Origin of the sequence: Arthrobacter phoenicis (genome assembly GCF_047238215.1) — a bacterium.
GTDB lineage: Bacteria > Actinomycetota > Actinomycetes > Actinomycetales > Micrococcaceae > Arthrobacter.
On the sequence record NZ_JBDFMK010000001.1, the window covers coordinates 256,670 to 282,561 of the forward strand.

At 69.7% G+C, this 25,892-nt stretch carries 21 protein-coding genes and 1 pseudogene; 7 read left to right on the plus strand and 15 right to left on the minus strand.

Annotated elements, in window-relative coordinates; all coding sequences use genetic code 11:
- Positions 1-149 precede the first annotated feature (149 nt).
- From ftsW to dinB, 11 genes and pseudogenes are all read right to left on the minus strand, one after another.
- Positions 150-1,391: pseudogene (gene ftsW, locus ABC337_RS01175) on the minus strand (putative lipid II flippase FtsW); the annotation flags it as partial.
- Positions 1,392-1,393: 2 nt separating this feature from the next.
- Positions 1,394-2,995 (minus strand): UDP-N-acetylmuramoyl-L-alanine--D-glutamate ligase, encoded by a 1,602-nt coding sequence (gene murD / locus ABC337_RS01180; protein ID WP_412882693.1) that lies wholly within the window; start codon positions 2,993-2,995, stop codon positions 1,394-1,396.
- Entirely contained in the window at positions 2,977-4,086 is a 1,110-nt protein-coding gene (gene mraY, locus ABC337_RS01185; protein WP_412882692.1) for a phospho-N-acetylmuramoyl-pentapeptide-transferase, read from the minus strand. The genes murD and mraY overlap by 19 nt, the downstream gene beginning before the upstream one ends.
- The gene (locus ABC337_RS01190; protein WP_412882691.1) at positions 4,083-5,579 is read right to left on the minus strand and encodes a UDP-N-acetylmuramoyl-tripeptide--D-alanyl-D-alanine ligase; all 1,497 of its coding nucleotides are present in this window, start codon (positions 5,577-5,579) and stop codon (positions 4,083-4,085) included. Before ABC337_RS01190 ends, mraY begins: the two co-directional genes overlap by 4 nt.
- 21 nt (positions 5,580-5,600) lie before the next feature.
- The gene (locus ABC337_RS01195; protein WP_412882690.1) at positions 5,601-7,310 is read right to left on the minus strand and encodes a UDP-N-acetylmuramoyl-L-alanyl-D-glutamate--2,6-diaminopimelate ligase; all 1,710 of its coding nucleotides are present in this window, start codon (positions 7,308-7,310) and stop codon (positions 5,601-5,603) included.
- A gap of 107 nt (positions 7,311-7,417) precedes the next feature.
- Positions 7,418-9,220: a peptidoglycan D,D-transpeptidase FtsI family protein gene (locus ABC337_RS01200; RefSeq protein ID WP_412882689.1), complete on the minus strand. Its 1,803-nt coding sequence runs from the start codon at positions 9,218-9,220 to the stop codon at positions 7,418-7,420.
- Positions 9,221-9,275: 55 nt separating this feature from the next.
- Positions 9,276-9,983, minus strand: coding sequence for a cell division protein FtsL (gene ftsL / locus ABC337_RS01205; RefSeq protein ID WP_412882688.1), 708 nt, complete (start codon positions 9,981-9,983; stop codon positions 9,276-9,278).
- Positions 9,980-10,981, minus strand: coding sequence for a 16S rRNA (cytosine(1402)-N(4))-methyltransferase RsmH (gene rsmH / locus ABC337_RS01210; RefSeq protein ID WP_412882687.1), 1,002 nt, complete (start codon positions 10,979-10,981; stop codon positions 9,980-9,982). Before rsmH ends, ftsL begins: the two co-directional genes overlap by 4 nt.
- A gap of 171 nt (positions 10,982-11,152) precedes the next feature.
- Positions 11,153-11,581, minus strand: a complete 429-nt coding sequence (gene mraZ, locus ABC337_RS01215; protein ID WP_160666519.1) for a division/cell wall cluster transcriptional repressor MraZ — start codon at positions 11,579-11,581, stop codon at positions 11,153-11,155.
- Between the two features lie 332 nt (positions 11,582-11,913).
- Entirely contained in the window at positions 11,914-12,288 is a 375-nt protein-coding gene (locus ABC337_RS01220; RefSeq protein WP_412882686.1) for a DUF3040 domain-containing protein, read from the minus strand.
- Between the two features lie 274 nt (positions 12,289-12,562).
- Positions 12,563-13,765 (minus strand): DNA polymerase IV, encoded by a 1,203-nt coding sequence (gene dinB, locus ABC337_RS01225; protein WP_412883252.1) that lies wholly within the window; start codon positions 13,763-13,765, stop codon positions 12,563-12,565.
- A gap of 134 nt (positions 13,766-13,899) precedes the next feature.
- Here dinB and ABC337_RS01230 point away from each other — a divergent pair, with 134 nt between their 5' ends.
- A complete protein-coding gene (locus ABC337_RS01230; RefSeq protein WP_412882685.1) occupies positions 13,900-14,424 on the plus strand; it encodes a hypothetical protein in 525 nt (174 codons plus the stop codon).
- The gene (locus tag ABC337_RS01235; RefSeq protein WP_412882684.1) at positions 14,421-15,515 is read left to right on the plus strand and encodes a polyprenyl synthetase family protein; all 1,095 of its coding nucleotides are present in this window, start codon (positions 14,421-14,423) and stop codon (positions 15,513-15,515) included. Before ABC337_RS01230 ends, ABC337_RS01235 begins: the two co-directional genes overlap by 4 nt.
- 150 nt (positions 15,516-15,665) lie before the next feature.
- On the opposite strand, the gene ABC337_RS01240 is transcribed toward ABC337_RS01235, so the two are convergent.
- On the minus strand, positions 15,666-16,019 hold the full coding sequence (locus tag ABC337_RS01240; protein WP_377973010.1) for an Rv2175c family DNA-binding protein: 354 nt from the start codon (positions 16,017-16,019) through the stop codon (positions 15,666-15,668).
- Between the two features lie 260 nt (positions 16,020-16,279).
- Here ABC337_RS01240 and ABC337_RS01245 point away from each other — a divergent pair, with 260 nt between their 5' ends.
- Both ABC337_RS01245 and ABC337_RS01250 read left to right on the plus strand, forming a co-directional pair.
- The gene (locus ABC337_RS01245) at positions 16,280-17,683 is read left to right on the plus strand and encodes a LysM peptidoglycan-binding domain-containing protein (protein WP_412882683.1); all 1,404 of its coding nucleotides are present in this window, start codon (positions 16,280-16,282) and stop codon (positions 17,681-17,683) included.
- A gap of 98 nt (positions 17,684-17,781) precedes the next feature.
- On the plus strand, positions 17,782-19,980 hold the full coding sequence (locus ABC337_RS01250; RefSeq protein ID WP_412882682.1) for a Stk1 family PASTA domain-containing Ser/Thr kinase: 2,199 nt from the start codon (positions 17,782-17,784) through the stop codon (positions 19,978-19,980).
- A 145-nt stretch (positions 19,981-20,125) separates the two neighbouring features.
- Here ABC337_RS01250 and ABC337_RS01255 read toward each other — a convergent pair whose 3' ends face one another.
- Positions 20,126-21,526, minus strand: coding sequence for a class II 3-deoxy-7-phosphoheptulonate synthase (locus tag ABC337_RS01255; protein ID WP_412883251.1), 1,401 nt, complete (start codon positions 21,524-21,526; stop codon positions 20,126-20,128).
- Between the two features lie 114 nt (positions 21,527-21,640).
- On the minus strand, positions 21,641-22,381 hold the full coding sequence (locus ABC337_RS01260; RefSeq protein ID WP_412882681.1) for a lysophospholipid acyltransferase family protein: 741 nt from the start codon (positions 22,379-22,381) through the stop codon (positions 21,641-21,643).
- Between the two features lie 111 nt (positions 22,382-22,492).
- On the opposite strand from ABC337_RS01260, the gene ABC337_RS01265 reads away from it, so the two are divergent.
- The 3 genes from ABC337_RS01265 to ABC337_RS01275 are packed head-to-tail and all read left to right on the plus strand — an operon-like array spanning position 22,493 to position 24,677.
- A complete protein-coding gene (locus tag ABC337_RS01265; protein WP_412882680.1) occupies positions 22,493-23,284 on the plus strand; it encodes an alpha/beta hydrolase in 792 nt (263 codons plus the stop codon).
- Positions 23,281-24,078 (plus strand): alpha/beta hydrolase, encoded by a 798-nt coding sequence (locus ABC337_RS01270; RefSeq protein ID WP_412882679.1) that lies wholly within the window; start codon positions 23,281-23,283, stop codon positions 24,076-24,078. Before ABC337_RS01265 ends, ABC337_RS01270 begins: the two co-directional genes overlap by 4 nt.
- A complete protein-coding gene (locus ABC337_RS01275; RefSeq protein ID WP_412882678.1) occupies positions 24,075-24,677 on the plus strand; it encodes a hypothetical protein in 603 nt (200 codons plus the stop codon). The genes ABC337_RS01270 and ABC337_RS01275 overlap by 4 nt, the downstream gene beginning before the upstream one ends.
- A 15-nt stretch (positions 24,678-24,692) precedes the next feature.
- Here the strand turns inward: ABC337_RS01275 and ABC337_RS01280 are convergent, their stop codons facing one another.
- Positions 24,693-25,781, minus strand: a complete 1,089-nt coding sequence (locus ABC337_RS01280) for an ROK family glucokinase (RefSeq protein ID WP_364137875.1) — start codon at positions 25,779-25,781, stop codon at positions 24,693-24,695.
- Positions 25,782-25,892 lie beyond the last annotated feature (111 nt).

A 25,892-nucleotide genomic window follows, 5' to 3' on the forward strand; every position in this document is an offset into this window, starting at 1 on the left:
ACTTGCTTAGTGCTCGGCGGCTTGCGGGCGGCTGCTGAGGCCTTGGTGGCCGTCTTAGTGGAGGGCTTCTCAGCGGCAGACGCCGCCGTCGTCGTCTCCCCCTCGCGCCGGGCGACGACCTTGCGGCGCAGGATCCGGGTGAACCCGGCGGGGCCGAAGCGGAGCAGGCCCTTGGGCTGCATGTCCGGAGCCATCTGCGCCCGGGCCAGGGACAGGACGACACCGACGGCGCTGAGGGACATCAGGAGCGCCGAGCCGCCGTACGAGATGAACGGCAGCGGCAGCCCGATCACGGGCAGCAGGCCGGTGACGACGGCCATGTTGACCGTGGCCTGTCCCAGCAGCCAGACCATGATGGCGCCGGCGAGGACGCGGTGGAACAGGTCCTGCTGGGCCACCACCACGCGGTAGATCGCGGTGCCGAGGACGGCGAAGAGGATGAGGACGACGATCGTGCCGATCAGTCCGAGTTCCTCGCCGATGATCGCGAAGATGAAGTCGTTGTGCGCCTCGGGGATCCAGCTGTATTTCTGCCGGCTCTGGCCCAGGCCCACGCCGAACCAGCCGCCGGAGGCCAGGCCGTAGAGGCCGTTGGTGGACTGGTAGTTCAGGTCCGAACCGTCGGAGCAGGTCTGCCCGGTCCAGGAGAGGATGCGGCACATGCGGTTGGGGCTGGTCACGGCCAGGACGGCGGTGCCGATCGCCAGCGCCACACCGGCGATCCCGAACAGGTAGAGCCGGACCCCGGCGAAGAACAGCCCGGCGGCCATGATGATCATGATGATCATGGCGGTGCCGAGGTCGTTGCCGGCCAGGATCAGGCCGAGGACGACAGCAGCGCCCGGGAACACCACGGGGACCAGCACGTGCCGCCACTGGCTGAGGAACGCGGCCTTGCGGTTCAGCACGGTGGCCATCCAGAGCGCCAGCGCCAGCTTCGCGGCCTCGGAGGGCTGGAAGGTGAACGGGCCGACGTCGATCCAGTTCTGGTTACCCAGCGTGCTGCGGCCGATCAGGAGCACGAGGCCCAGCAGGAGGATGGCCAGGAAGATGGCCGGCCATGCGAAGCGCTTGAGCCAGACGACGTTAACCCGGGAGAGGACGAACATGACGAAGACGCCGATCGCGGCGAAGAGTCCTTGCTTCAGCGCCGCCGAATAGGGTGACTCCCCCGCGGCGATGGACTCGACGCTGGAGGCCGAAAGCACCATCATGATGCCGATCGCCGTGAGCGCCAGGGTGGATCCCAGGATCAGGTAGTAGGTGGAGCCGTTCCGGGACCGGCCGTTGCCCTCGAGGGCGGACCAGAACATCCGGTACCAGCCGCGGAGGCGGCCGGCGGCCGCGCCGCCGGAGGGTGCCGCGGCGGGACGGGTGGGCGTGCTGACCATTGCTACTCCTCGGTGGTCTGAGCCTGCCCTTCCACGAGCTCGCGGACAGCTTCGATGAAGGCGTCGCCACGGTGAGCATAGGAAGAGAACTGATCCATGGACGCAGCTGCCGGGGCCAGGAGCACAGTGTCCCCCGGGGCGGCCAGCTGTGCGGCGGACGCTACGGCCTGGGCCATCACAGTCTCGCCAAAGATCGGCGAGGGGGCTGCGTCGGCGTCGGCCGGTCCGGCAGTCTGCTCCTTTTCAGTCTCACCCTTGGCGTGGCCGATCACCGGGACATCCGGCGCGTGTCGCTCGAGCGAGGCCATTAGGTCCGAGGAGTCGGCCCCGATCAGCACCACGGCCTTGAGCCTGGCGGCGTTGTCGCGCACCAGTGAGTCGTAATTCACACCCTTGGACAGGCCGCCGGCGATCCAGATGACGTGCTCGAACGCGGCCAGCGAGGCGGCCGCAGCGTGCGGGTTGGTGGCCTTGGAGTCGTTGATCCAGAGCACCCCGCTCTGCTTCGCGACCGGCTGGATGCGGTGGTCCCCCGGGAGGTAGTTCTGCAGACCCTGCCGGACGGCGGCGGGTTCCACCCCGTAGGCGCGGACCAGGGCGGCCGCGGCGAGGGCGTTGGCCACCATGTGCCGCGGGGCCACCGGTCCGAGGTCGCTCATGGCGGCGAGCTCGGCGGCGCTGTCCTTGCGTTCGGCGATGAAGGCGCGGTCGACGAGGAGGCCCTCGACGACGCCGACCATGCTGATCGCCGGGGTCAGGGTGGTGAAGGCGACGGCACGGCAGCCCTCGACGACGTCGGCGTCCTCGACCATCCGCTCGGTCTCGATCTGCTCGGCGTTGTAGACGCAGGCCTTCCGGGTCCGTTCGTAGACCTTGGCCTTGTCCGCGAGGTAGGAGTCGTAGGAGCCGTGCCAGTCCACGTGGTCCTCGGCGACGTTGAGGCACACGCTGGCCACCGGGGAGATGGAGTGGCTCCAGTGCAGCTGGAAGCTGGAGAGTTCGACGGCGAAGACGTCGTAGTCCACCGGGTCGCGCAGCGCGTCCAGGATGGGGGTGCCCACGTTGCCGACGGCAATCGCCTTGAGACCGGCGGCCTGCAGCATCGACTCGGTCAGGCCCACCGTGGTGGTCTTGCCGTTGGTGCCGGTGATGGTGATCCAGTCGGCGGTCTTGCGGCCCTCACGGACGCGGACCCGCCAGGCGAGTTCGACGTCGCCCCAGATGGGGATGTGCGCCCGCGCGGCGGCGGCGAGCAGGGCCTGGTCCGGGCGCCAGCCCGGGGACGTGACAACCAGGTCGGGAACCTCGCCGTCGACCCGCGGCACCGAGGCGACGGCGTCCTCGCCGAGCAGCACGTCGGCCGCACCGACGATCTTCAGCGTGTCCGCCTGGGCCAGGGCCCTGGGGGTCTCGGCGGCGTCCACCACCACTACGCGGGCGCCCAGTTCGATCAGGGTGTCCGCGGCGGCGAAGCCGGAGATGCCGATGCCGGTCACCACCACGCGCAGGCCGGCCCAGTCGGCGTCCCAGCTGGTGAGTCCATCCAGCCGGGGTGAGCTGGCGAGGGGTTCGGGAATCGTGCCGATCACAGCAGTACCACCCATTCCGCGTAGAAGATGCCGAGGCCGGCGGCGACGAACAGCCCGCAGAGAATCCAGAACCGGACCACGACCGTGACCTCGGCCCAGCCCTTGAGTTCGAAGTGGTGCTGCAGCGGCGCCATCTTGAAGAACCGCTTGCCCTTGGTGATCTTGAAGTAGCCCACCTGGATGATGACCGAGAGGGTGATCAGGACGAACAGGCCGCCGATGAAGGCCAGCAGCAGTTCGGTGCGGGAGAGGATGGCGAAGCCGGCCACGGCGCCGCCGATCGCGAGCGAGCCGGTGTCGCCCATGAAGATCTTGGCCGGGGAGGTGTTCCACCAGAGGAAGCCCACCAGGGCCGCGCTGAGGATGGCCGCCAGCAGGGCCAGGTCCAGCGGGTCGCGGACGGTGTAGCAGCCGCCGCCGGCCTGCCGGGGCGAGCCGCAGGACTGGTTGCTCTGCCAGATCCCGATCAGCGTGTAAGCGCCGAAGACCATCACGGAGGCGCCGGCGGCGAGGCCGTCCAGGCCGTCGGTGAGGTTCACGCCGTTGGTCGCGGCGGTGACGATCAGGTTGGACCAGAGGACGAAGAGGATCGCACCCACCACGGTGCCACCGAAGGCCAGGTTGAGCCAGGGAATGTCGCGGACCAGGGAGATCTGGTACGACGCCGGGGTGACCTTGTTTTCGTCCGGGAAGGTCAGGGCGAGGACGGCGAAAATGATGCCCACCGCGGCCTGGAGGATGAGTTTGGCCTTGGCATTCAGGCCCAGGCTGCGCTGGGCGGAGATCTTGATGAAGTCATCCAGGAAGCCCACCAGGCCCATGCCCACCATGAGGAACAGCAGGAGCATGGCCGAGGCGGTGGGTCCGGGCGAGGCCGGGTTCATCCACCACATCACCAGGTGCGTGGCGAAGTACGCGATCAGCACGCCCACCACCACCACGGCGCCGCCCATGGTGGGGGTGCCGCGCTTGGTGTGGTGCGAGGTGGGTCCGTCGTCGCGGATGAACTGCCCGTAGCCCTTGCGGACCAGGAAGCGGATGAAGAGCGGGGTACCGAGGAAGGACAGCAGCAGTGCCAGTCCGGAGCCCATCAGCAGTGCGATCACGGCAGGGTGCTCCCGTCGGTGGCAGGGGTGGCGTCCGGGCCGGTGCCCGGGGCGGCGTCCGGCGCCGGTGCAGCTAATCCTATCCGGTCCCCCAGGTGGCGCAGGCCGATGCTGTTGGAGGACTTGAAGAGGACAAGGTCACCGGGTTCGAGCTCAGACTGGAGGATCCCGTAGGCCTCCTCGACGTCCTCGGCGAAGAGGCATTCGTCGCCCCAGGAACCCTCGTTGACGGCGGAGACGTACAGGGCGCGGGCTTCCCGGCCGATCACCAGGAGCCGGGAGATGTTGAGCCGGACCACCTGGGTGCCGACGGCGGTGTGCTCGCGGATGGAGTCCTCGCCGAGTTCCAGCATGGCGCCGAGCACGGCCCAGGTGCGCCGCCCACGGCCGAGGTCCGCCAGGGTGCGGAGCGCGGCCCGCATCGACTCGGGGTTGGCGTTGTAGGCGTCGTTGATGATGGTGACACCGTCGGCCCGTTCGGTTCGTTCCATCCGCCAGCGGCTCGCGGCGCTCTGGCTGCTGAGGGACGCGGCGATCTGCGCGCCGGGGATGCCGGCGGCGAAGGCGGCGGACGCGGCGGCGAGCAGGTTGGTCAGGTGGTGGGCGCCGATCAGGCGCGCGGAGACGTGGTGCGTGCCGCCGTCGGGCAGTACCAGGTCGAATTCGGGGCTGCCGCCGGCATTGAGCTCGACGTTGGTGGCGAGGACTCCCCCGCCGGTCTGCCCGGATTCGCCCGAGAAGCCCAGCACGGTGGCCTGGGTCCTGGCGGTCATGGCCGCAACGCGCGGGTCGTCGAGGTTCAGCACGGCGGTGCCGCCGGCCGCGAGGCCCTCGACCATTTCGCCCTTGGCGCGGGCGATGTTCTCTACCCCGCCGAATTCGCCGGCGTGGGCGGTGCCGACGCAGAGCACGACGCCGAGCTCCGGGCGGACCATCTCGGAAAGGTAGGTGATGTGGCCGATGCCGGTGGCACCCATTTCGATGACCAGGTAGCGGGTGCCGAAACCGGCCTTGAAGACTGTCAGCGGGACGCCGACCTCGCCGTTGTAGGAGCCCTGCGGCGCGACGGTCTCGCCGGAGCCGGAGAAGATGCCGGCCAGCAGGTCCTTGGTGGTGGTCTTGCCGGCGGAGCCGGTGATGCCCACCACGGTGAAGTCCTCGCCGGCGGCGGCGCGGTGCTGCCGGATCCGGCGGACGGCCTCGGCGGCGAGGGCGCCCATGGCCAGGACCGCGTCCTCGACAATCACGGACGGGAAGGTCTTGCCGGCGTCGTCGAAGACGTCGCGCTCGGCCAGCGCCAGGACCGCGCCGCGGTCGAAGGCGGCGGCCACGAAGTCGTGCCCGTCGGCGGCCTCACCGGGCTTGGCCACGTAGAGGGAACCCGGCGTCACTTCGCGGGAGTCGGTGACCACGGACCCGGGCGTGAGCTCCGGAGCGGCGGCCAGCCGGCCGTTGGTTATGTCGGCGATTTCCGCCGCGGTAAATGCAATCATCTCGGTTTAGGACTCTATCCGCTAGTCGTCGAGAACGGTGAATCCCCGGGCTGTCAAGGCAGTGCGCAGTTCCACGCGGTCATCGAGGGCCAGGTTGACGCCCTTGACCTCCTGCCAGACCTCATGGCCGCGGCCGGCCACCAGGATGGTGTCATGCGGCGCGGCCAGCTCCACGGCCTTGCGGATGGCCTCGTCCCGCGGGAACACCTCCAGGACGGTGCTGGCCAGGGCCTCGTCGCGGACGGCAGCGTGGGCGCCGGCCAGGACGTCGGCCCGGATGCCGGCGGCGTCCTCGTCGTGCGGGTCGTCGTCGCTGACGATCACGACGTCGGACAGCCGGGCGGCGATTGCGCCCATCGCGGGGCGCTTGCCCTGATCGCGCTGGCCGGTGGCACCGAAGACGATGATCACCTTGGAGCCGGGCTCCGGGGAGCGGACGGCGGCCAGGGCGCGTTCGAGTGCGTCAGGGTTGTGGGCGAAGTCGACGACGGCGGCAGGCTCGGTGGCGACCAGCTGCATGCGGCCGGGCACGGCGACGGTGAACGGGTCGGCGGCGTCGAGGGCGGCCTGCACCGCCTCGACGGTGGCCCCTCCGGCCAGGACCATGACGGTGGCCAGGGCCGCGTTGGCGACGTTGAAGCCGCCCGGCAGGCCGGTGTGCACGGTGAGGGCCGCGCCGTCCCGGTGCCGGAGCACGAAGTCGGTGCCGAGCCCGCGCGGGGTGGTCCCGGTGACGGTCCAGTCGGCGTCATTCCCGGCGGCGTGGGTGTTGGTGCCGGCGTCGGTGGCCAGCGTGGTGACCGGCAGGCCGGTCCCCGCGGCGAGGCCCGCGAGCCTGCGGCCCCACTCGTCGTCGACCGTGACCACGGCGGCGCGGGCCAGCTCGGGCGTGAAGAGGCGGGCCTTGGTCTGGAAGTACTCCTCCATGGTCCCGTGCAGGTCCAGGTGGTCCTGGGTCAGGTTGGTGAAGCCGGCGACGTCGAAGTCCACCCCGTCGACGCGGTGGAAGGCGATAGCGTGCGAGGAGACCTCCATGGAGGCCGCGTCGAGGCCGCGTTCGCGCATGAGCGCCAACAGGGCGTGCACGTCGGTGGATTCCGGGGTGGTCAGCAGGCTGGGGATCGGCTCGCCGCCGGCCAGGATCTCGATGGTGCCGATCAGCCCGGGGCGCCGCCCCAGGGCGCGCAGCAGGGCGTTGGTGAAGTACGTGGTGGTGGTCTTGCCGTTGGTGCCGGTCACGCCGTACAGCGCCGGCGCCGGGTTTGCAGCGCCGTCAGAGGTGCTGTCAGTGCCATGGCTGTCGGTGCCCTGCCCGATGCCGCGCTCGGGGCGGCTGCGGTAGATCAGCGCGGAGAGCCGGCCCACCAGGGTCCGTGGCTCGGAGGTGACCAGCACAGGGACGGCGATGTCATTCGAGAGCGCCAGCAGCCGCGCCCCGGCGTCGTCGGTCAGCACGGCCACGGCACCGGCCTCAACGGCCTGGGCGACGAAGTCGGCCCCGTGCCGGGAGGCTCCGGGCAGTGCGACGTAGAGATCCCCCGGCAGCACGGTACGGGAGTTCAGCGAGATGCCGGTGACGTCGACGGCGGCCGAGGCGCCCGGAACCACGACGCCGATCCAGCCGCCAAGGGTTTCCAGGGGCACGGGGGCCACGGCGGCCGGGCGGAACGCCGCGGCGGCGGCCCGGCCCTCGTTCTCGGCGGCCGGATCCTGGGCGGTGGGTTCTGACAAGGGGTTCTCCGTCGGTGGTGCGGGCAGCGCGCGCTGCGCGCGGAGGATTGCCCCGCGCCCAGGCCCGGCTGCGTGAATAACGTGCTGCTGGCTGGTGGTCTCGTGTGCTACTTGGCGTACTGCGGCAGCCTGACCGGCGCGCCGGTGGAGGGCTGGACGTTGTAGGTCCGCAGCGTCTGGCCCATCACCGAACGGAAAACGGGCCCGTTGGTGATGCCGTAGATGCTGCCCTTGGGCCGCTGCAGGACCACTTCAACAATAAACCGCGGATCGTCCATCGGCGCCATCCCCACCATGGAGGCGGTGTAGCCGCAGAAGCCGGGCTTGCCGTCGTCGCACGGGGACTCGGAGGTGCCGGTCTTGGCGCCCACCCGGTAGCCGTCGATCGCCGCGTCCTTGATCTCGCCCTCGGTCACGGCGCTCTCCAGGATGTCCCGGACCTGCTTGGCGGTGTCCTTGCTGACCACTTGCCGGCTGTCCTTGGCGGGGACCTTTTCCTCGTGGCCGTCCGGGTCGATGTAGCTGTCGATCAGGCGGGGCTGGAGCATGACGCCGTCGTTGGCGATGCTCTGGTAGGCCCGCACGGTCTGCAGGGTGGACTGCGCCACGCCCTGGCCGAAGAGGACGGTGTACTGCTGCCGGCCGTCCCACTGGTCCGCGGGGGTGAGGATGCCAGGCGTCTCGGCGGGTAGCCCGATGTCCGGGGCCTCGCCGATGCCGAACTTCTGCAGCCAGTCGTGCCGCTTTTCCTTGCTCAGCTTCTGGCCGACCATCACGGTGCCGGTGTTCATCGAGTAGCCCACGATCCCGGCCAGGGTCCGCTGCTCGGTGCCGTGCTCGAACGCGTCGGAGAAGGTCTGCCCGTCCACGGTGTAGGTCGGCGGGATGGTGTAGGTGTCCAGCGGGTGGGAGGTGCCCTCCTCGATGGCCGAGGCGGCGGTGATCATCTTCTCCACCGAGCCGGGCTCGTAGGCGGCGGTGACAGCGCGGACGCCGCGGTCCTTGGCGTCGACCTTGCCCGGGTCGTTGGGGTCCGGGGCGTTGGTGTCCGCCATGGCGATGATGTTGCCGTTCTTCACGTCGGAGATGACGATGATGCCCCACTCGGCGCTTAGCTTGTCCTTCTGGCTCTGGATGGCCTGCTGGGCGAAGTACTGAAGGTCCGAGTTCAGGGTGAGCTTGACGTCCTTGCCGTTGACGGCGGGGGTCAGCTGGTCCACACCCACCGGGATGCGGAGGCCGTCGGCGCCGATCTCAAAGACGCGCTTGCCCGGGGTGCCCTTCAGCACGTCGTCCTGAGTCTGTTCGAGGCCGGCCTGGCCGGTGGTGCCGTCCTTGAGGAAGCCGACAATACCGCCGGCCACCGAGCCGTTGGGGTAGACGCGCTTGCTGGTGCCCTCCGAGGCCAGGCCCGGGATCTGCAGCTTGGAGATCCGGTCCTCGACGTCGGGCCGGATGTCCTTGGCGACGATGTAGTAGCGCTGGGTGCCGGTCAGGGCGTTCTTGACGTCGTCCTTTTTCATGCCGAGGACGTTGGCGAGTTCCTCGATGCCCTGGTCCCGCGGGATCTTGACGATCGTGTCCTTGCCGTCCACCGTCTCGAGCCGGGGGAAGGTGGCGGTGGCGGTGTTGACGGTTTGGTCGACCACCACGTTGTAGCGGATGACGCTGCTGGCCAGCACGTTGCCGGAGGCGTCGAGGATCTTGCCGCGCTCGGCCGGGAGCACCGTGGGTGTGAGCCGGTTCTTCAGGGCCGCCTCGGCCATGCCGCCCATGTCCAGGCCCTGGACCAGGAAGAGCTTGGCGCCCACCACCAGCAGCAGCGCGAGCATCAGGCAGAGCCCGATCCGCAGCCGCCGGGTGGCGCTTGAGGTCCGGGATGAGCGTGCCTTGCCGGTGTTCTGCGCCACGGTATTTCCTTGCTGGTCGGCGGTGCGGGGTGGTCCTGTCCGTTACCGGCCGGGGCTACTTGCCGGGGGTCTTCTGGGCCGGCGCCGGGATGGAGCCGCCGTGCAGTTCGACGGCGGGCACGGCCGCGGCGGCCTTGGCTGCGGCCTGTTCCGCCGCCTGCTTGGCTGCGTCGGCCGCGGTCTTCGCGGCGGCGTCGGTGGCGGAAGCCGCAGCGGCGGTGCTGTCGGCCGGCTTGCGGTTGGCGAGCGGATCCTGGGCGGTCGGTGCGGGAACGACGGCGACCTGGCCGGCGATGGCCGGGGCGGCGATCACGGCCGAGGGCGCGTCCGACTTCGCGGCGGGCTTGGCCTTTCCGGTGACCGAGAGCGTGGACAGGTCGATCTGGCCCTTGGCGGTGGAGGCCACCATGCCCAGCTCCGTGGCCTTGGCGGCCAGGTTCTGCGGGGCGTCGTAGTTCTGCACCTGCTGGGTGAGGTCCTGGTTCTGCTTGGTCAGCGTGTTCTGCTTCGCCCGCAGCTCCACCAGCTGGTACTGGGCGGAGGAAACGGAGATGTTCAGCACCAGCACGGCCATCAGGGCCAGGGCCAGCAGGCCGAAGCACATGACGACGAATGGGGCCCGACGGCGGCGGCGCGGAACGGACTGGACCACCGAGAGCGGGGTGCGGTTCTTCCGGGCCGGCTGCCCCGGCTGGAGCTCCGGCAGTGCACGCGCGGTCGCAGCGGTGGACACGGGGTACGTGGTGGCGGCGGCAGCGCTCATGCGTCTCTCCTGGCTTTGATGCGTTCCACGGCGCGGAGCCTGGCGGAGGCAGCGCGTGGGTTTTCGGCGATTTCGGCGGCGGTGGGCACCTCGGTGCCCTTCGTCAGGGTTTTCAGTTCCGGCTTGTGCTCCTCGAGCTCCACCGGGAAGCCCAGGGGCGCGGAGGACTTCGAGCCGGCCCGGAAGACGGCCTTGACGATCTTGTCTTCCAGCGAGTGGTACGACATCACGACGACCCGGCCGCCGAGGGCGATCGAGGCCACGGCGGCGGGGATGGCGCGTTCCAGCACGTCGAGTTCCTCGTTGACCTCGATGCGCAGGGCCTGGAAGGTCCGCTTGGCCGGGTGTCCGCCGGACTTGGCGGCGCCGGCGGGGACGACCGCCCGGATGGTGTCGACCAGCTGGGCAGTGGTGGTGAAGGGACGCTCGGCGCGGGCGGCGACGATCCGGTTGGCGATCCGGCCGGCGAACTTTTCCTCGCCCCACTTCCGGATGATCCGGACCAGGTCCTCTTCACTGTAGGTATTGACGACGTCTGCCGCGGTGATTCCGCGGCTGGTGTCCATCCGCATGTCCAGCGGCGCGTCGAAGGAGTAGGCGAAGCCCCGCTCCCGCTCGTCCAGCTGCAGGGAGGAGACGCCGAGGTCCATCAGGATGCCGTGGACTTTGCTGAAACCGAGGTCCTCGATCACCTCGGCGATCTCGTCGTACACCGCGTGGACCAGGTCGGTGCGGTCGGCAAACGGGGCGAGCCGCTCCCCCGCCAGGGCAAGGGCTTCCTCGTCCCGGTCGATGCCGATCAGGTGCAGGTCAGGGAACCGCTGCAGCATCGCCTCCGAGTGGCCGCCCATGCCGAGCGTCGCGTCAACGACGACGGGCGTCTCGCCCCGGCGCCGGGCCGCGTCGAATCCCGGGGCCAACAAATTGATGCACCGGTCCTTGAGGACCGGTACATGGCGTTCGGACGTAGGCTTCGCCTGGTGGGAGTCGTCACTCATGCCTGCGTCCTTTCCTGGTTGGCGGTACTGGAGGGGTGCTTCTTAGTCCAGATCCCCATCCGCGCCTATCCTGCGGTCCGCCTGGCTCCGGGGAAGTGAGCCAGGTGGGGTGCGGGATGGGCGGCTGGAGATCTCGATCAAGAAGCGATGGTTCGGCGGCGGCGCCGGGGGCTAGAGAATCCCCGGGATGGCGTCGTCGGTTTCCGAGAAGGCGGTTTCCTTCTCAGCCAGGTACTCGTTCCAGGCCTGGGCGTCCCAGATCTCCGCTCGGGTGCCGGCGCCAATGACGGCCAGCTCCCTGCCGAGTCCTGCGTACTCCCGGAGCGCCGGCGGAATCGTCACGCGCCCCTGCTTGTCAGGTACCTCGTCCGAGGCTCCAGAGAGGAAAACGCGGATGTAGTCACGGGCCTGCTTGGAGGAAATTGGAGCCTCCCGCATCTGCTCGTGAACCCGGCCGAATTCCGCCTCACTGAAGACGTAGATGCAACGCTCCTGGCCCCTCGTGAGAACCAGACCCCCGGCCAGTTCCTCGCGGAACTTCGCCGGCAGGATGATGCGGCCTTTCTCGTCCAGGCGTGGTGAATGAGTGCCGAGAAACACGGCCCACCACCCGTCTGTCCTAGGAAGTCCAACGTCCCCTGTGCTGCCACTACCCTCTTACGCGCTCCACATTACTCCACTTCGCTCCCCCGTCAACGACATTCCGGCCTTTTGGCCACAATTTCGACACATTTTTCCTGGCGGTGTCCCGCGCCAATAAAGGGAAGGAGCCAAAGTGGGGTGCGGTGGAGGGCGAAAGGGGCCGGGTGGAGGCCAAAAGGTGGGTTAAAAGGCGAAAGGCCCGCCGAAGCGGGCCTTGGTCGCGGAAACCGGGTGCCGGTGGTGTGAAGTGGAGGCAGTGCCGGTGGAGCGGAGTGGAGCAGGGTCTGCGGTCAGGCGTCCCCGCCGCGGTGCCGTTCTTCCCAGCGTTCCTCGAGGTTACTCATGAACGAACTGCGGGGCTTGCCGGGCTTGCGGGGCGTTCCGCCGGCCTTGGCCTTGACGCCGCCGTTGCGCATGGTGGCGTAGTAGACGCCGGCTCCCATCACCACGAAGCCGAGGACCCCGACGATGATGTTCTGCAGCGAGACGCCCAACAACAGCAGGAGGACGCCCGCGAGGGTGCCGAGGATTCCGATCACCAGGTGCCGGGTGGACCAGGAGCGGACCGGGTCCGATCCCATGGAACTGGCAAACTTGGGATCGTCCTCGTGCAGCTGCTTCTCAAGTTGCTCAAGCAACTTCTGTTCGTGCTCCGAGAGCGGCATCACGACCTCCTTTAATCGGCCAACGTCCGGATCTGACGCGGCCCTGTCCTACCTGCCCAACGTCCGGAACTCCCCGTCGGTTCCCGTCGTCCACCATCGGACGACTGGCACCCTCGAGGCCGTTCACGGTCGCTTCCCCTGACACAGCCGGCAGTCCGAACGTTCCATCCAGCCGTTCGAAATCTACGTATAAATAAGGATAGTTTGTCGGGGCCCGTTCTGAAAGACGCCGAAAGTCCTCCGGCGGCGCCCCGCCGGGGTCTCCGCCGCGTGGTCAGTCCGTACCAGGCGACGGGTCCAGCAGACGGGCCGGAAGGACCGAACTGGCACCGAATTTCCGGGTCACTTTATCCAGGGCCTGCTCGGCGGCGCGCCAGTTGTCATCCCGCCGGTCAAGACTCAACTGCAGCGGCGCCTGCGCGGCCTCCTCCAGCTGTTCGGCCCGGATGCCGATGAGGCGGACGGCCATGGGCCGGTCCCCGACTGAGTCGAGCAGCTGCACCGCCACTCCGTAGAGCAGCTGGGCGCTGTCCAGCGGGGTGCTGACGGTCCGGCTGCGGGTGATGGTGGAGAAATCGGCGTAGCGCAGCTTGAGCGCGACGGTCCGCGCGTGCATACCGGCGCTCCTAAGCCGTCCCGCAGTCCGGTGGGAGAGGCGCAGGAGCTCACGGTGCAGCAGGGCCGCGTCGGTGGTGTCCACGGCGAACGTCTCCTCGGCGCCGATGCTCTTCTCCAGCCGCACCGGGGTGACCGGCCGCGGGTCGATGCCCCAGGAGAGCCGGTGGACGTGTTCGCCGGTGGCCCCGAGGATCTTCCGCAGCGAGGGCAGCGGGGTGGCGGCCACATCCGCCACGGTGCGGATTCCCATCCGGGCCAGGACCTCGACCGTCTTGGCGCCCACGCCCCAGAGCGCGTTGACCGGCAGGGTGTGGAGATAAGGCACGGTCTCCTCCGGGGCAATCAGCAACAGCCCGTCCGGCTTGCAGCGGGTGGAGGCGATCTTCGCCACGAACTTGCTGGCGGCGATTCCCACCGAGGCGGTGATGCCGAGTTCGGCCGAGACCCGGCGTCGGATCAGGGCGCCGATCTCCCGCGGCGGGCCGAGCCTGCGGATGGCGCCGCCGACGTCGAGGAACGCCTCGTCGACACTGAGCGGTTCCACGAGGTCGGTGATCGAGCCGAAGATGGCCATGATTTGCCCGGAGACTTCGTAGTAGAGCTTGTGGCGGGGTTCGATGATGACCGCGGCCGGGCACATCCGTGCTGCGAGGGCCATCGGCATGGCCGACTTGACGCCGAACTTGCGTGCCTCGTAGGAGGCGGAGAGGACGACGGACCGTTCCCCGGGGTAGCCGACGATCACCGGCCTGCCCTTGAGTTCGGGCCGGGTCCGGAGCTCCACCGAGACGAAGAAGGCATCCATGTCCACGTGCAGGATGCTGCTGCCGCGCAGCTCACGCAGCGCATCGGCGCTCAACGCCGTTCCGCCGGATGATCCGCTGCCCGTTCCGGCACTGCTGCCGCTCTCCTGCCCCACCGGATCAATCCTAGCCGCAGGGCCTGACTAAACTGGAGGCTGGATCCGGCATCAACACCAGGAGGAATGTCTTCGTGAAGGTAATTGGAGAGCGTACACGGGCCGTGGCCGCAGTCGCCGCGGCAGGGGCCCTGCTGGCCCTGACGGCCTGCACCTCCGGGGCGGGAACGCCGGCCGCATCGTCGGCCGCCGCTCCGGCACCCACCGCTACGGCCTCCGTCACCGCCTCCCCCAGCCCGTCCGCCACGCCGGGCACCTCCGCGACCGTAGGTGCCCTGGTGGCCGGCTTCCCGCAGCAGCTCCTGCCGCTGATGCCGAACGCCAAGGTGGAATCCAGCAGCTTCGACAAGACCGGCTCCCCCGCCACCGTCGCCCTGGTGGGCAAGGTGTCCGCGCCTTCCTCCGACGTCGTGGCCTATTACACCCAGCAGCTGGAGGGCCAGGGGTTCAAGGCCGTTCCGGGCGAGAAGGTCGGCGCGGTGGCGTCCAAGGACTTCGTCCGGGGCGACAACGAGACCGTTAACCTCGCCGTCGTCGAAGCCGCCGGGGTGTCCACCTTCACCATCGGCGCCAACGTCGCCCCCGGGTCCGTCAAGTGAGCCTGGCCGAACAACTCCGGGACGAACAGGCCGCCTACGTCGCCGCAGTGGCCGGAAAGCTCACCGAGTTCCTGACCGGGCGCGCCGCGATCATGTCCACCATCTCGCCGGACATCGACCCGCTGATGGGGTCCATCTCCAACCTGGTCACCGGCGGCAAGCGGCTCCGCGCACTGATGTGCTACTGGGGCTGGCGGGGTGCCGGCGGGGACGCCGCGGCCCCCGAGGTGATCACCGCAGGCTCGGCGCTCGAGCTGTTCCAGGCGGCCGCGCTGATCCACGACGACATCATCGACCGCTCCGATACCCGGCGCGGCGGCCCCAGCGTGCACCGCCGCTTCAGCGAGCTGCACGGCGAGCAGGGCTGGGCCCTGGATCCCGAACGCTTCGGCCACGCCGCGGCCATCCTCACCGGCGACCTGTGCCTGTCCTTCAGCGAGGAATCCTTCACCGAGATCGGCAACCGCGCCGCCGCCGGCAGCCGGGCCCGGCTCATCTTCAACCTGATGCGCGCCGAGGTCATGGCGGGCCAGTACCTGGACATCCTCGAGGAGGTCGCCGGGCCGCGCCGCGACCGTGCCGGTGCCGTGAGCCGGGCGCAGTCCATCATCCGGTTCAAGTCCGCGAAATACTCCACCGAGCATCCGCTGGCCCTGGGCGGGGCGCTGGCCGGCGCCACCGACGCCCTGCTGCGCGGATACTCGGCCTTCGCCTTGCCGCTCGGCGAGGCCTTCCAGCTGCGCGACGACGTCCTGGGCGTGTTTGGCGACCCGGTGACCACCGGCAAGCCCGCGGGCGACGACCTCCGCGAGGGCAAGCGCACCGTCCTGGTGGCTTTTTCCCTGGAGATGGCCACCCCGGAGGAGTCCGGGTTCATCGACGCCCGGCTGGGCAGTCCCGGCCTCGGGGACAACGACGTCGAGGAAATCCGCCGGATCATCGTCGAGTGCGGGGCCCTGCAGGCCACCGAGACGCTGATCGAGGAGTTCGGCCAGGCCGCCTTCGACGCGCTGGAGTCGCTGGAACTGGACGAGCTGCCGAAGACGGCCCTGCGCCGGCTCGCCGAGGCCGCCGTTAGCCGCGCGGCCTGACGCGCGTTAGCGGCAGTAACAGCGACAACAGCACCGACGACAAGAGCAGCGTCAACAAAAAAGCGAAGGCCGTGCCCCGGGCAGAGTGTCTGCCCCGGGCACAGCCTTCGCCGCTCATGCCGAAAGTGGATCCAGGAAACCCGCAGTCCGCTACCAGGCCATCGTCTGGGCGCGGCGGCGGATCTCGGTCTTGCGGCCCTCCCGGAGGGCGTCAATCGGACGGCCGCGCAGGGATTCGTCAGCGGTGAACAGCCAGGTAATCAATTCCTCATCCGAATAACCAGCGTCGGAGAGCACCACAATCGTGCCCTTCAGGCTTTCCACCGCGTGGCCGTCCTGAATAAACGCCGCGGGCACCGAGCGGATGCGGCGGTCTCCAACCCGGATCGCCGCCAGCGCACGCTCGTCCAGCAGCGCGTGAACCTTGGTGATGGAGACATTCAGCAGCTCGGCAACATCGGGCAGGGGCAGCCATTCGCCTACAAGGCTTTCTACATTACTCACGCGTCAAGAGTGCCATGTCGGGACGTATTGCGCCTAGTTAGCCGCGTCCCGGACGGTAATTCACCCCGCTCCGTTGCACCCGTCCACGACACACCCACTAAACGGGTTTACGGAATGTCAAACAGTTCTTGTGCTATTTCCCAATTCATGAGAGATTCACATAGATCACATTTGTAACTGGGGTATCTAGAGTCACACTGGTAACACCAGTAACACCGGCCTGACCTGCAGCGTTCGCCGCTGAGAAGAGGATCTTTCCCATGACGACGTCCCGTGCGCCGAAGCCAACCCCTAGGCCCGGCCTCCCGCTGATCGCGGCCACGACGGCGGCCCTGCCCGCCGTCGTCCTGTCTTCGCTGGCGATCGCCCAGCCGGCCGCCGCGGAATCCCGGCCGCGCGCCATCCCGGCCACCCTGGCCGCCGCCATGAAGGCCCAGGCCGCCGGACTCACCGCCCAGGCCCTGCCGTCCGCAGTCATCCCGGCCGCCGCCGTCTCCACCACCATCCCGGCAGCATTCCAGCCGGCCCAGACGCCGGTTCCGGCCGAGTACACGATTGCCCGCGGCGACACCGTCAGCGCCATCGCCGGCAAGTTCGGCCTGGACACCAACGCGGTCCTGTCGCTGAACAACATGCAGCCGAACACGATCATCTACCCGGGCCAGAAGATCAAGCTCAGCGGCAACGCCGTTGCCTCCCCCCAGGCCCCCGCCGCGCCGTCGGCCCCGGCCCCCGCTCCCGCCGGCGGCCAGTCCTACACCGTGAAGTCCGGCGACACCCTCAGCGCGATCGCCGCCCGCAGCGGCGTCCAGCTCTCCGATGTCCTGAACTGGAACGGGCTGAACATGCGCTCGATCATCTACCCGGGCCAGCAGATCAAGGTGGGCGGCAGTTCCGCCCCCGCCGCCCCGGCACCGGCGGCCCCCGCACCGGTGGCAGCCCCCGCGCCGTCCGCACCCGCCCCGGCCCCGGCTTCCGGCTCCTACACCGTGAAGTCCGGCGACACCCTCTCCGGTATCGCGGCTAAGAACGGCGTGAAGCTCGCCGACATCCTCTCGGCGAACCGGCTGACCATGAGCAGCATCATCTACCCGGGCAACAAGCTGGTCATCCCGGGTGCGGGTTCCTCCACCACGGTCAACCCGAGCTCCAGCACGCCGCCGGCCACGGTCACGCCGCTGGTCCCGAGCACCTTCCTCGGCTTCAGCTACCCGGAAGCCGTGGTCAGCTCCGCCAACGCCAACAAGGCGATCCTGAACGCCTCGCCGGTGCCCAGCACCGCGCAGATGAAGCAGATCGTCGCGGACACCGCGCGGCGGATGGGCGTCGACCCGTCCCTGGCCATGGCCTTCGCCTTCCAGGAGTCCAGCTTCAACCAGCGCTCGGTCTCCCCCGCCAACGCCATTGGCACCATGCAGGTCATCCCGTCCTCGGGACAGTGGGCCTCAGACCTGGTGGGCCGCAAGTTGAACCTGCTGGACCCGTACGACAACGCCACGGCCGGCGTCGCCATCATCCGCCAGCTGGTCCGCACCAGCAAGGACCTGGACAACGCGATCGCCGGTTACTACCAGGGTCAGTACTCGGTGAGCAAGAACGGCATGTACGACGACACCAAGGCGTACGTCGCGTCCATCAAGCGGCTGCAGCAGCAGTTCAGCTGACCCCGGCTTCGCGCGGGGCTGAGCCCTCCGTCGCGTAACGATACGGGCCCGGATTGCATGTCAATCCGGGCCCGTTTCTGTGCAGAACGTAGGATCGAATGGTGCAGGACTACACTTCGGATGCTCTCGTCGGGACCCTCGTGGACAACCGGTACCTGGTTCGTTCCAAGCTGGCCAGGGGCGGCATGTCCACCGTTTACCTCGCCACGGACCGCCGCCTGGAGCGGGACGTGGCGCTCAAAGTCCTGCACCCGCACATGGCCGGCGACCCGCAGTTCCTGGACCGCCTGGGCCGGGAGGCGAAGGCGGCGGCCCGGCTCTCCCACGCCCACGTGGTGGGCATGCTGGACCAGGGCGAGGACGGCCCGCTGGCCTACCTGGTCATGGAGTACATCAAGGGCCACACCCTCCGGGACATGCTCAAGGAACGCGGCGCCCTCACGCCGCGGCTGGCCCTGGCCTACATCGACCCCGTGGTTGAGGGCCTCGCCGCCGCGCACGCCGCCGGGCTGATCCACCGGGACGTGAAGCCGGAGAACGTCCTGATCGCCGACGACGGCCGGATCAAGATCGGCGACTTCGGCCTCGCGCGGGCCATCACGACGTCGACCAGCACCGGCGCGCTGATCGGCACGGTGGCGTACCTCTCCCCCGAACTCGTCATGGGCCGGCAGGCCGATGCCCGCAGCGACATCTACTCCCTGGGCATCATGCTTTACGAGATGATCACCGGCCGCCAGCCGTTCGACGGCGAGGTGCCCATCCAGGTGGCGTACCAGCACGTGAACTCCAGCGTGGGCGCGCCCTCGCTTCTGGTGCCGGGACTGGCCGGGGAAATCGATGAGCTGGTGCAATGGTGCACCGCCAACGACCCCGAGAAGCGCCCGGTGGACGGGCAGGCCCTGCTCTCCGAGCTGCGCCACATCCGGACCAACCTCAGCGACGCCGAACTCGACCTGCAGCCGCCCGCCGCCCGTCCGCTCTCGCCCGCGGTGCCCGGCGCGGCGGCGGGTGCGGCGGCCGGTGTCGTTGCGGGTGCTGCTGGCGCCGCTGCGGGCGCCGCTGCCGGCGACGGCGGGGCGCACACCGAGTTCCTCGGCGCCCTCCCTCAGCCCACCGAGGTGATCGGCCGTGGCGGCAGCAACCCCACCACGGTGATCCCGGGGACGTCCCGTCTGCCGGCCCGGGAAGCCACCGCAGGCGGCTTCGGCCCGCTGACCGCACCCGGCGACTCCGATGATGGCGGCTCACACTTCGGCGACTCCGGTTTCGGGGCGGAGGCCTGGGCCGGGGACGCCGCCGCGCCGCCGGCCAGCAAACGCGCCCAGCGCAAGCTCGACCGGGACGAGGAGAAGGCCCGGCAGCGCGCCGCCGCTACGCCCAGCCGCGCCCTGCGGCCCGGCAACCCCCGCCGCCGCGGCCTGGTCTGGATCGTGGTGCTGGTGGTGGTGGCGGTCCTCGCCGCCGGGGCCGGGTGGTTCTTCGGGATGGGTCCCGGCTCGCCCGGCACCGTGCCGCAGGTGGGTAACAAGACCGTCGCCGAGGCCCAGGCCCTGCTGCGGACGGCGGGCTTCAACTCGACCACCCGGGACGTCTTCGACGACAGCGTCTCCCCCGGCCTGGTGGTCGGCTCGGAGCCCCCGGCCGGCAAGGTCATCCGCAAGTTCGAACCCGTCTCCCTGGCCGTCTCCAAGGGCCCGGAGCTCTTCCCGCTGCCCGAACTGACCGGCAAGTCCCTGGACGAGGCGAAGACGGCGCTCAACGGCGCCGGAATGGCCCTCGGTCCGGTCACCCAGACCTTCGACGAATCCGCCCCGGCCGGTGCCGTGCTGGCGCAGGACCCGGCCAAGGGCACTCCCGCCAAGCACGGCACCCCGGTGGGCCTGACGGTCTCTAAGGGCCCGCAGCCCATCCCGGTTCCGGATGTGCGGGGCAAGGACCAGGACGCCGCAGCCAGGGCCCTGCAGGCCGCCGGACTGCAACCCGTCGTCGCCCCCGAACCCGTGTTCGACCGCTCGGTGCCCAAGGGCGCCGTCGTCAGCCAGGATCCCGCGGGCGGCGCCAACCTCACCCGCGGCGGCTCGGTCACGCTGACCATCTCGAAGGGACCGCGGATGGTGGATGTGCCCAGCTTCGTGGGCAAGCAGGCCAAGGAGGCCCGCGACGCGCTGGAGAAACTCGGCTTCAAGGTGCAGGTGGAGAACATCCTTGGCGGGTTCTTCGGCACCGTCCGGGCCCAGGATCCGGTCAACCGGAGCGTCCCGGAGGGATCCACCATCACCCTGACGGTGGTCTAGCCGCCGGACCGGACCCCGTCCGGCTCCAGCCCGGACGCCGCCCGCAACCCAGCCCAGCCGGACGCCGTCCCAGACGCTTTAAACGAAGGGACCCCCGGTCGCCGAATGGCGGCCGGGGGTCCCTGCGTTGAAGCTGGGCGTGGTCCTAGCGCTTGGCGAGGGACCCGGCGACGAGGAACGCCATCTCGAGGGACTGCATATGGTTCAGGCGCGGGTCGCAGACGGACTCGTAGCGGTCCAGGAACGCATCCTGGTCGATCGGGTCCGCGCCGCCGAGGCACTCGGCCACGTCGTCGCCGGTCATCTCCACGTGCAGGCCGCCCGGGACGGTGCCGAGGCCGTGGTGGACCTCGAAGAAGCCGCGCACCTCGTCGATGACGTCGTCGAAGTTGCGGGTCTTGTAGCCATTCGGTGAGGTGACGGTGTTGCCGTGCATCGGGTCCGTGACCCAGAGGACCTGCGCGCCGGAGGCGGTGACCCGCTCCACGATGGGCGGCAGCTTCTCGCGGATGTTGCCGGCACCCATGCGGGTGATGAAGGTCAGGCGGCCCGGTTCCCGGTTCGGATCCAGCTTGTCGATCAGACGCAGCGCGTCGTCGCCCGTGGTGGTGGGGCCGAGCTTCACGCCGATGGGGTTGCGGACTCGGGAGAGGAAGTCCACGTGGGCGTGGTCCAGCTCGCGGGTGCGCTCCCCGATCCAGAGGAAGTGCGCGGAGGTGTCGTACGGCAGGCCGGTGCGGGAGTCGATGCGGGTCAGGGCCCGTTCGTAGTCCAGCAGCAGCGCCTCATGGCTGGCGTAGAACTCTACGCGCTTGAGCGCCTCGAAGTCGGCGCCGCAGGAGGACATGAACTTGATGGCCCGGTCGATGTCGCGGGCAAGCGATTCGTAGCGGGCGTGCGCAGGATTCTCCGTGAAGCCCTTGTTCCACTGGTGCACCAGCCGCAGGTCAGCGAAACCGCCCTGGGTGAAGGCCCGAATCAGGTTCAGGGTCGACGCCGAGGTGTGGTACGCCTTCAGCATCCGGCCGGCGTCGTGGGCGCGGGACTCGGGGGTGAAGTCGTAGCCGTTGACAATGTCGCCGCGGTACGCCGGCAGGGTCACACCGTCGCGGGTCTCGTCGTTGGAGGACCGCGGCTTGGCGAACTGCCCCGCCATCCGGCCCATCTTGATCACGGGCATGGCCGCGCCGTAGGTGAGCACCACGGCCATCTGCAGGATGGTCCGGACCCGGGCGCTGATCTTGTCCGCGGTGGCGGCCTCGAAGGTTTCGGCGCAGTCACCGCCCTGGAGCAGGAACGCCTCGCCCCGGGCAGCGGCGGCGAGCCGTTCCCGGAGGATGTCCACCTCGCCGGCGAACACCAGCGGCGGCAGCACGGAGAGTTCCTTGACCGAGGCGTCGAAGACGGCAGGGTCGGACCAGGTGGGCTGCTGTGAGGCCGGAAGCTTTCGCCAGTCATCCAGTCCGGGATAGTTGGCCGCCCCGCTCTGGGAGATACCGGCGAAGGCGCCGGCAGCGAACGCGGGGGCCATGGGGGCGCCCGGCATCGGGGAGGAGGTGAGGGGGGACGTGGAGGGTGCGGATAGCTCAGTCACCCTCCTAGGATAGTTCGCCGGGAGCGGTTCAACGGCGCCGGGGCGTCAAAGTCCGGGCCCCTCCCGTCACACTGTTCCCGGCGCCTCCGGGCCCGGGCCGGGCTCCCGTGTGGGCGCCTCGGTGGCCTTGCCGGCGAGCCGGAGCTTGACGACGGCGGCGTACTCGTCCACGTACTCCTGCCCGGAGAGCCGCATCAGCTCGTACATGATCTCGTCCGTCACGGAGCGCTGGATGAGCCGGTCGTCCTCCATGCCGTAGTAGCGGCTGAAATCCATTGGCTCGCCGAAGATCATGCCGATCCGGCGGATGTTGGGGACCCGCTTGCCGATCGGCTGGACCTTGTCCGTGCCGATCATCGCCACCGGGATCACCGGGACCCGGGCCTGCAGCGCCAGCCGGGCCACGCCCACCTTGCCGCGGTACAGCCGCGAGTCGGGGCTGCGCGTGCCCTCGGGATAGATGCCCAGCAGCGAGCCGTTCTTCAGCACGTCCATGCCGGCGTTCAGCGACTGGGCGGAGGCGGCTCCCCCGGACCGGTCCATCGGCAGCTGGTTGGTCAGGCGGAAGAACGCGGCCGTGAGCTTGCCCTTAACGCCCTTGCCGGTGAAGTACTCGGACTTGGCCAGGAACACCACCGGCCGGGGCACCATCAGGGGCATGAAGATGGAGTCGGAGAAGGAGAGGTGGTTGGAGGCGAGGATGGCGGCGCCGCTGGCGGGAACGTTGTCCAGGCCTTTGACCCACGGCCGGAAGAGCGTCTTGAGGACCGGTCCGAGGACGAACGTCTTCATGAACCAATAAAACACGTGGTGTACCTCTCCGGCAGGCGTCTGGCCGGCCCTTCTTCGGGTCCGGCCAGGACTTCAATGACACCCTACTCTAGTGAGTTTTGTCCCGAACAGTGACACGATGGGCTCATGAGCGACAGCAGTACTCCCTCCCGGCCTGCCGCTTTCTCCTACCCCGGCCACGGCGCCAATGCGCGCACCGGCGTCGCCATCTGCCACGGCTTTACCGGCAGCCCGTTGAGCGTGCTGCCGTGGGCCGAACACCTTGCCGCCGCAGGCTACGCGGTGAGCGTTCCGCTGCTGCCCGGCCACGGCACAAACTGGCGGGACCTGGCTCGCCGGAGCTGGCTGGAATGGTACGGCGCCTTCGAGGATGCCTACCGGGAACTGGCCGCCACCAGCGGCACCTGCTTCGTCGCGGGCCTGTCCATGGGCGGCACCATCGCGCTGCGCACCGCCGCCCGGAACCCGGTGGCCGGCGTCGCCGTCGTCAACCCGGGCCTGAGCTTCTACGACCGGCGCGTCCGCTACGTCGGCGTCCTTAAGTACCTGCAGCGCACCACCGTTCCGCTGCAGGAGGCGGAGTCGACGGCGGCCGCCACCGATGACGGCGACTACTCGCTCACGCCGCTGCAGGCCGTGCACCAGTTGCGCAAGCTCTTCTCCACCACGCTCCGGGAACTGCCCTCGGTCACGGCGCCGGCCCTGGTGTTCAAATCGGACACCGACGCCGTGGTGCCGGCCTCCTCGCTGGCCCTGCTCGAGCGCCGGCTGGGCCCGTCCGCACCGGAGGTGGTGCGGCTGCCGGACAGCGGCCACGTTGCGACCCTCGATGTTGATGCGCCGCTGATCTTCGAACGCTCGCTACGCTTCTTCCAGGACCACACCCCCGCCCCCTCAGGAACCCCGGAGCAGCCATGACGCCAGCGCCCGACCACTCGCCGTTCAGCCACCCCTTCAGCGGGGAGGGCCCCAGCGTCGGCGTGGTGGTGTCCCATGGCTTCACCGGCAGCCCTCACGGGGTCCGGGCCTGGGCGGAGTCCCTCGCCCGGGAAGGCTACGCGGTGCGGATGCCGCTGCTGCCGGGCCACGGCACCAGCTGGCAGGAGCTGGCCCGGACGCGCTGGCAGGAATGGCACGCCGGCCTGGAGGCCGCATACCTGGAGCTGGCGGAGGAATGCGAGCACGTGGTGGTGGCCGGACTCTCGATGGGCGGGGCGCTGGCGTTGCGGCTAGCCGCCACCCACCCGGTGGCGGGCGCCGTGCTGGTCAACCCGGGCCTGGTGATCGACGATCCCCGCGCCCCACTGGCCGGCTTCCTGCGCTTCGTCCTCAAGAGCACACCGGCGATCGCCGGGGACATCCTCAAGGAAGGCGTCGACGAGGGTGCCTACGCCCGCACCCCTGTGGCGGCCGCCTACGAGTTGAACAAGATGTTCAAGGACACGGTACGGCTGCTCCCCCGTGTGACCGCCCCGGTGCGCGTCTACCGCTCCGCGGTGGACCACGTGGTCTCGGAGGCCAGCATGACAGCGCTACGCCGCGGACTGGTCAACGCCCCGCTGGAGGTGGTGCCGCTGAGGAACAGCTACCACGTGGCTACCATGGACAACGACGCGCCGCAGATCTTCAGCGGCACGGCTGAATTCATCCGCTCGATCGTGGCAGCCCACGAACCGGGCGCCAGCAGCAGCCAAGGAAGAAACGGCAGATGACCCACTCAGATCCCAAGTCCCCGGACCCGGATTCGGGCGCGAACCAGGACGACGCCGTCTGGCTGGACCTGGTGGCACGGCTGGAGCAGACCGACTCGGGCCTGGCCCCGGAACCCGCCGCAGGCGGGGAAGGGACAGGCGGGGAAAAGACTGGCGGGGACGGGACGGACGGGGATGCGGCCGGCAAGGGCGGAGCCTGGACCGGAGCCGCCGGGGATTCTGCCTCGCCGCGGCGTTTCAGCGACTTCGACCCGCTGGGCCTGGCCGCGCCGGGACCCGGACCGACCCCGGGGTCTGCCCCCGCATCGCGCGGCGCCGCGGGCACCGGGCCGCGGGACTACGAGGCCGACGACGACGGCGACGGCGAGTTCGTGCCGGAGGAGCCGCCGAAGCTCTCGGACACGGACCCCTTAACCATGCTGGCGTGGATCGGGGCGGTGGGAGGCCCGATTGCCCTGCTGCTCTCCGTGATGTTCTGGCGCTCGGCCCCGCTGCTGGCGATCATCGGCATGGTGGCCGCGTTCGCGGTGTCCGTGGTCTACCTGATCACCAAGCTCCCGCACGAAAAGGACGAGTACGACGACGGCGCCCGGGTCTGACCTGATTCGGGGGCGCTAGCTCCGCATCCGGCTGCTGACCCGGGACAGATCTGCGGCGCCGATCAGGCCCGCGTTGGGGCCGAGCGCCGCGAGCTCGATCCGGGCCGCCGGGCGGAAGCCCCGCCCGGTGAGATTGCGGGCGAACGCCGTGCGGGCCGGACCGACGAGCAACTCGCCGGCGTCGCAGAGCCCGCCGCCGATCACGAAGGTTCCCGGGTCCAGAGCGGCCGCCAGGTTGGCCAGGCCCAGGCCCAGCCACTCGCCCACGTCTTCCAGCAGTTCCCGGGCGGTGGGATCCCCGGCCTTGGCCAGTTCGGTCACGGTGACGCCGGTGATGTCCCCGACGCGGCCGCCGACGGCCTTGAGCAGTTCCTGCGCCATCGGGGAGTTGGCGGCGGCAAGTTCACGGGCCTCGCGGCCGAGGGCGTTGCCGGAGGCATACTGTTCCCAGCAGCCCCGGTTTCCGCATTCGCAGCGGTGGCCGCCGGGCTGGATGATCTGGTGGCCAAATTCGCCGGCGACGCCGAAGCGTCCGCGTTCCAGCCGTCCGTCCATCACCATCGCCCCGCCGATGCCGGTGCCCAGGGTGATGCAGACCAGCCGGTCTTCTCCGCGGCCGGCGCCGAAGCGCCACTCGGCCCAGCCCGCGGCGTCGGCGTCGTTGGTCAGCAGCACGGGCCGGCGCAGCAGCCGCTGCAGGTTCTCCCGCAGCGGCTCGTTCCGCCAGGCGAGATGGGGGCTGAAGAGTACGGTGGCGCCGTCGAGGTCCATCCAGCCGGCGGCGCCGATGCCCACGGACCAGATCCGGTGGCCCTGGCCCAGTTCCTCGACCAGCTCCACGATGACCTGCTCCACGGCGCGTGGGTCGTTGCCAGGGGTGGACCGCCGGGCCTGCTTGAGGATCCTGCCCTCGGCGTCGACCACGCCCGCCGCTACCTTGGTGCCGCCGATGTCGATGCCGATCGCCAGGCCCTTGCGGCCCAGCCTCAGGTGTTCGCGGAAGCGGCCTGCCGGCTCGGCGCCCGGGCGGCGTGTGGTCCGGTGCCGCCACATGGGGCTCCGGCGGGACGGGGCCGGCTGCGGGCCCGGAAGTGGAGTGTGCATCGCTCCTCATTCTAGGGCCCGCCGCCCCACAGTCCCGGGGCGGCGCGGCCCGCCGGGAGGGCCTCCGGGTGGCATTAGGCCCCCACCGGCCGTAAAGTTACTGGCCAGTAG

Bases quoted from the DNA above. Each gene is read 5' to 3' on its own strand.
- murD (WP_412882693.1), bottom strand. From the start codon at position 2,995: ATGGGTGGTACTGCTGTGATCGGCACGATTCCCGAACCCCTCGCCAGC.
- ABC337_RS01190 (WP_412882691.1), bottom strand. From the start codon at position 5,579: ATGATTGCATTTACCGCGGCGGAAATCGCCGACATAACCAACGGCCGG.
- ftsL (WP_412882688.1), bottom strand. From the start codon at position 9,983: ATGAGCGCTGCCGCCGCCACCACGTACCCCGTGTCCACCGCTGCGACC.
- rsmH (WP_412882687.1), bottom strand. From the start codon at position 10,981: ATGAGTGACGACTCCCACCAGGCGAAGCCTACGTCCGAACGCCATGTA.
- ABC337_RS01220 (WP_412882686.1), bottom strand. From the start codon at position 12,288: ATGCCGCTCTCGGAGCACGAACAGAAGTTGCTTGAGCAACTTGAGAAG.
- ABC337_RS01245 (WP_412882683.1), top strand. From the start codon at position 16,280: ATGACGACGTCCCGTGCGCCGAAGCCAACCCCTAGGCCCGGCCTCCCG.
- ABC337_RS01250 (WP_412882682.1), top strand. From the start codon at position 17,782: ATGGTGCAGGACTACACTTCGGATGCTCTCGTCGGGACCCTCGTGGAC.
- ABC337_RS01255 (WP_412883251.1), bottom strand. From the start codon at position 21,526: ATGCCGGGCGCCCCCATGGCCCCCGCGTTCGCTGCCGGCGCCTTCGCC.
- ABC337_RS01265 (WP_412882680.1), top strand. From the start codon at position 22,493: ATGAGCGACAGCAGTACTCCCTCCCGGCCTGCCGCTTTCTCCTACCCC.
- ABC337_RS01270 (WP_412882679.1), top strand. From the start codon at position 23,281: ATGACGCCAGCGCCCGACCACTCGCCGTTCAGCCACCCCTTCAGCGGG.
- ABC337_RS01275 (WP_412882678.1), top strand. From the start codon at position 24,075: ATGACCCACTCAGATCCCAAGTCCCCGGACCCGGATTCGGGCGCGAAC.
- ABC337_RS01280 (WP_364137875.1), bottom strand. From the start codon at position 25,781: ATGCACACTCCACTTCCGGGCCCGCAGCCGGCCCCGTCCCGCCGGAGC.